Source organism: Pseudofrankia sp. EUN1h (genome assembly GCF_001854645.1).
GTDB lineage: Bacteria > Actinomycetota > Actinomycetes > Frankiales > Frankiaceae > Pseudofrankia > Pseudofrankia saprophytica.
Genome location: NZ_MBLN01000024.1, coordinates 1 through 4833 on the forward strand (window position 1 = coordinate 1; position 4833 = coordinate 4833).

Sequence of the window (4833 nt, forward strand, 5' to 3'; positions counted from 1 at the left end):
CCCTGCCAGCCGCGGCTGGCGTTGGGAATGGAGGCCATTTGCTCGACGGGTCTGGTCCCTTCAGACACTGCAGTCCTCTCCGACGACATGAACCGGGCACGGCCGATCCCGGTTCCCTGTCATCCAGGGGTCGGATCGAGTGCGTAGTAGTGATGTTCGCCGCTTGATGGGCTGCCCTCTGGGTAAGCGCCACAGTTCTCTGAAAAGATGACCGACGGCGGGTGACCAGGCAGTGCCGGGCAGCGTCGAGCGTAGCAGCGGTGGAGCGCCCTGACGGCCGGTCGCGACCGCGGTTCCTCACGCATCGTTGCCGGCGCCGCGTGGGGTCCGTACGAGCGGACCGGCGCTGCGCTGTTCGGTCTCCGATGGCGCGGTCCTCCGTCTCGCCTGTCGCCTGCCCGTTGTTTCGTTGTTCCGCCTCGGCGTCGCGGTGGACCGGATGGGCTCGCCCGGCCCTGCTGGCGCCGGGTCGCTCCGGCCGGCGTTGTTCTCCAGGCCGGCTGGCCGGTCCGTGGCCCCCGCGGGGGCTCGGCGGCGGGGACCCCCGCGTACCCGTTGCCGGTAGGGGTTGTACGGTTCTACCGTGCGGGAACATTGAAGTCGACGTCAACATCGAAGTTCGTGCCGACACCACGGTCTGCGCCCGATGTCGACGTCCAGGCCCGTGCCCAGAGACGGGAGCCGCGCTTTGACCCCCTCGGAACACCTCCCTGCATTGCTGCAGGTGGAGGATGTCTCGATCAGCTTTGGCGGCATCAAGGCCGTCGATCAAGTGTCGTTCACCCTGGACCGTGGCTGTTGCGGGATCATCGGGCCCAATGGTGCCGGCAAGACGACCCTGCTGGACACCCTCGCCGGTGTCCTCGTGCCTCGCGCGGGGCGGATCCTGCTCGACGGCCACGACCTGACCAGGAGGTCGTCGGCCTGGCGGGCGCAGCATGGCATCCGGCGGACCTTCCAACGTCACCAGGCCTTCGGCTGGTTGACGGTCGAGGAGAACCTCCTGGTGGCGTGCGAGTGGCGTGGCCGGAGCCGGCGGATCGTGGCCGACCTGCTGGCGGCCCGGTCGTCGCGGCGCCGCCGGCAGGCGCACACGGAGCGCATCGAGCACGTCCTCGAGTTGTGTGGGCTGCTGCCGGTCCGTGACCGGCGGGCCGCGACACTGCCGATCGGGCAGGTGCGGCTGATGGAGTTCGCCCGGGCGATCGTCGACGAGCCGCGCCTGCTGCTGCTGGACGAGCCGACCTCCGGTCTCGGCCCCGCGGACACGGAACGTCTGGGCTCGGTCGTCACCGAGCTCACGTCGAAGGGCGAGTGCGCGGCGATTCTCGTCGAGCACGACCTCGACTTCGTCGTCGGGCTGTGCGATCAGCTGATGGTGCTCACCGCCGGCCAGGTCCTCACCAGTGGTGACCCGGCCGAGGTCTGCCGCGACCCCAGGGTCGTCTCCGCCTACATCGGGAAAGCGTAGATGGACAAGTTCGTCAGCCTAATTCTGAGCGGCGGCGTTTCCGGCGCCATCTACTCGCTGCTCGCCATCGGCCTGGTACTGAACTACCAGACGGCCAGGATCTTCAACTTCGGTCACGGCGCGACGGCCTTCTCGACCGCGTTCCTCTTCTACCAGCTGAACACGGGGCTCGGCTGGTCGAAGTGGGCCGCGCTCGTCGTGACGGTGTTCCTGTTCGCGCCGGCGGCGGGGTGGATGTGGGACCGGCTGGTGTTTCGCCGGCTGGCGGGTGCGGGCGAGGCGGCCGCGACGGTCGCGAGCGTCGGGATCCTCATCACGATGCCGGCGTTGGTGCAGTGGCTGTGTGACGTGCTGCGCGGGACGTTCGGGGTCGGGTTCGTCGACACCTCGACGGCGTACGTGGTTCCGGGGATCGGGCCGAACCCGCCGCGGAACTTCCGGGTCACGTCAGGGCTGGTCATCAGCTCGAACCAGCTGATCGCGTTGGTGGTCGCGCTGGTCGCGTTCGTGGGTCTGTGGCTGCTGCTGCGGTTCACGGCGCTCGGGCTGCGGATGCGGGCGGCGGTCGACAAGCCGGAGCTGGTGCGGCTGCGGGGGACGAACACGAACACGACCTCCGGCGTGGCCTGGGTGCTCAGCTTCTTCCTGGCGGGGCTCGCCGGCGTGCTCGCGGCGCCGCTGCCGGGCACGTTCGGACTGACCGGGGACAACTACACGCTGGCGTTGTTCGTGGCGGCGACCGCCGCGGTGATCGCCGGGTTGCGGTCGTTCCCGATCGCGTTTCTGGCCGGGCTGCTCATCGGCGCCGCCCGCAACCTGGCCGAGGGGTATGTCAGCGGCCAGTACCTGGGCTCCTTCGGCTCCTGGGTCGAGGGCGTCTACGGGCTGCGGTCGTCGCTGCCGTACTGGGTGCTGATCGTCGCCCTGGTCGTCGTCGGCATGGAGCGGCGCCGGCGGGTGGCGGGGACCGCCAGCGAGGCCGCCCCGCCGCCGGACTACCTCGCGGACCTGCCGCGGTGGCGCCGGCACCTGCCATGGGTCATCGCCGGCGCCGTCCTGCTGATCTACGGGCTGTTCCTCGCCGACAGCACGTGGCGCACGATCGTGTTGTCCGGGCTGGCGCTGGCGATCGTGTTCATGTCGTTCACGGTCGTGACCGGGATCGGCGGCATGGTCAGCCTGGCGCAGTCGACCTTCGTCACGGTCGCGGCCCTGTCCGCCGGCTGGGCGGTGGGGCACGGCTGGCCGTTCCTGCTGGCCCTGCTGCTCGGCATGGCCGCGGCGACGGCGATCGGAGTCGTGGTCGCGCTGCCGGCGCTGCGGCTGGGGGGAGTCGCGCTCACGCTGGCGACGCTCGCCCTGGCGCTGCTGGGCTTCTCGGTGCTGTTCAACATCGCCGGTTTCACCAACGGCACGGAGGGTTGGAAGCTCGCGTTCCCGTCGGTCGGGTCGGTGGACTTCGCCGACGACCGGGTCATGGTCGTTGTGCTGTTCGCGGTGGTGCTGGCGGTCGCGGCGGTCGTCGGGAACCTGGAGCGCTCGGCGTCGGGACGGGCGATGGCGGCCGTGCGGTCCARCGCGCCGGGTGCGGCGGCCAGCGGCGTGCCGCTCGCCGCGACCAAGCTGACTATCTTCGGGGTGTCGGCGGCGCTGGCGGGTCTCGGCGGGGTGCTGCTCGCCTGCGTCCAGGGCACCGCGCGGGGCTTCTCCTGGCCGCCGATCATGGGCTTCCTCTGGCTCGCGACCGTGGTGATCTTCGGGGTCCGCCGCCCGCAGGGCGCGGTGGTGGCCGGCCTGGTGTCGGTCGCGCTGCCGCGGGTGATCAGCCATGGCCTGCACCTGGGGTCGGTGGGCTGGGGCGGGACGACGTCGCCGGTGGTCGCGCAGATCCTGTTCGGGCTCGGCGCGATCGGCCTGGCCCAGCAGCCCGAGGGCGCGCTGGCCTCGGTCTCCGGGCTGAGGCATCGTCGCCGGCTCGCCACCCGCCCGGCGGTCGCGTCCGACGCCGCCGCGGCTGTGCCTGCCCAGGGAACGGCCGCGACGGCGTCGCCGGCACTCGCCACGCCCGCCCGCGGGCCGGTGGCCGCCCCGCCCACGGGTCCGGCGCTGCTCGAGCTGCGCGGGGTGCGGGCCGGGTACGGCGACGTCGAGGTTCTCCACGGCCTGGACCTGACGGTCGCGCCGGGCGGCGTCCTGACGTTGCTGGGGGCCAACGGCGCCGGCAAGAGCACGCTGTGCCGGACGGTCGCCGGGCTGACCTCCGGCGTCGGCGGTCAGGTGATGTTCCGGGGTGAGGACGTCACGCACGCGCCGGCGCACGAGCGTTCCCGGATGGGCATCGTGCTGGTGCCCGAGTCCCGTGGGGTCTTCCCCAGCCTGACGGTCGAGGAGAACCTCCAGCTGTGGCTGCGTGAGCAGGCCCTGCGGGAGAGCGTCTACGACCGTTTCCCGAACCTGGCCGAGCGGCGCGGGGTGGAGGCGGGCAACCTGTCCGGCGGTGAGCAGCAGATGCTCAGCCTGGCGCCCTTCATCGCGCGGCCGCCGGCGTTGCTGCTCGCCGACGAGCCGACGCTGGGGCTCTCGGTGAAGGTCGCCGGCGAGGTGCTCGCGGCGCTGCGGGTCCTGCGGGACGAGGGGACGACCCTGATCCTGGTCGAGGAGAAGGCGCAGGAGGTGCTGACCCTGGCCGACCAGGTCGGTGCCCTCTCCCTCGGCCGGTTGCAGTGGGTGCGCGCCGCCGCGGACGTCGATCTCGACGAGCTCACCTCCGCATATCTCGGCGGCGCGGCCACGGTCTGAGGCCGCCCGTCGCGTTCTGAAAATCTGACTGGGAGAAGACCTGTGATCTTGTTGCGTTCACGTCGGGCGCGGGCCGGGTTGGCCGGCGTCGCGGCGCTGGTGGCCGCGGTCACGTTCGCCTCGTGTAGCTCCACCACCGACAACGGCACCTCCTCGGCACCCGTGGACCTGGGTAAGCCGATGGACGCCGCCGCGGCCAGCAAGCTGGCGATCGAGAAGGCGGGGCCGATCGAGTTCGCGACCGGCGACACGGTCCGCGGCGTGAACGGCAAGGTCATCACGATCGGTGGCGTCGCCGACGTCAAGGACACGACCGGTATCGAGAACTTCCCGGGCGTGTGCGACGGCGCGAAGGCGCGGTTCGAACGTGCCAACCGCGAGGGCGGGGTGAACGGCTACACCTTCTCCTACGCGGGCTGTACCGACAGCGGTGCCGATCCCACGACGTCCAAGGACGCCGTGACCGAGATGGTCGAGGACAAGAAGGTCTTCGGTCTGGTGCCCTTCACCGCGACGGTCTCCACCGTCGGGGACTACCTCAACGACAAGCACGTGCCCTACTT

The 4833-nt window shown here is 71.2% G+C and carries 3 protein-coding genes; all 3 read left to right on the top strand.

What is annotated here, in order from left to right; translation table 11 throughout:
* The first annotated feature begins 688 nt into the window (after nucleotides 1-688).
* Nucleotides 689-1471 (top strand): ABC transporter ATP-binding protein, encoded by a 783-nt coding sequence (locus BCD49_RS06530; RefSeq protein ID WP_007509194.1) that lies wholly within the window; start codon nucleotides 689-691, stop codon nucleotides 1469-1471.
* On the top strand, nucleotides 1472-4270 hold the full coding sequence (locus BCD49_RS06535) for an ABC transporter permease subunit (protein ID WP_071041276.1): 2799 nt from the start codon (nucleotides 1472-1474) through the stop codon (nucleotides 4268-4270).
* A gap of 42 nt (nucleotides 4271-4312) precedes the next feature.
* The coding region (locus BCD49_RS06540; protein WP_158072933.1) for an ABC transporter substrate-binding protein at nucleotides 4313-4833 on the top strand (521 nt) is incomplete at its 3' end.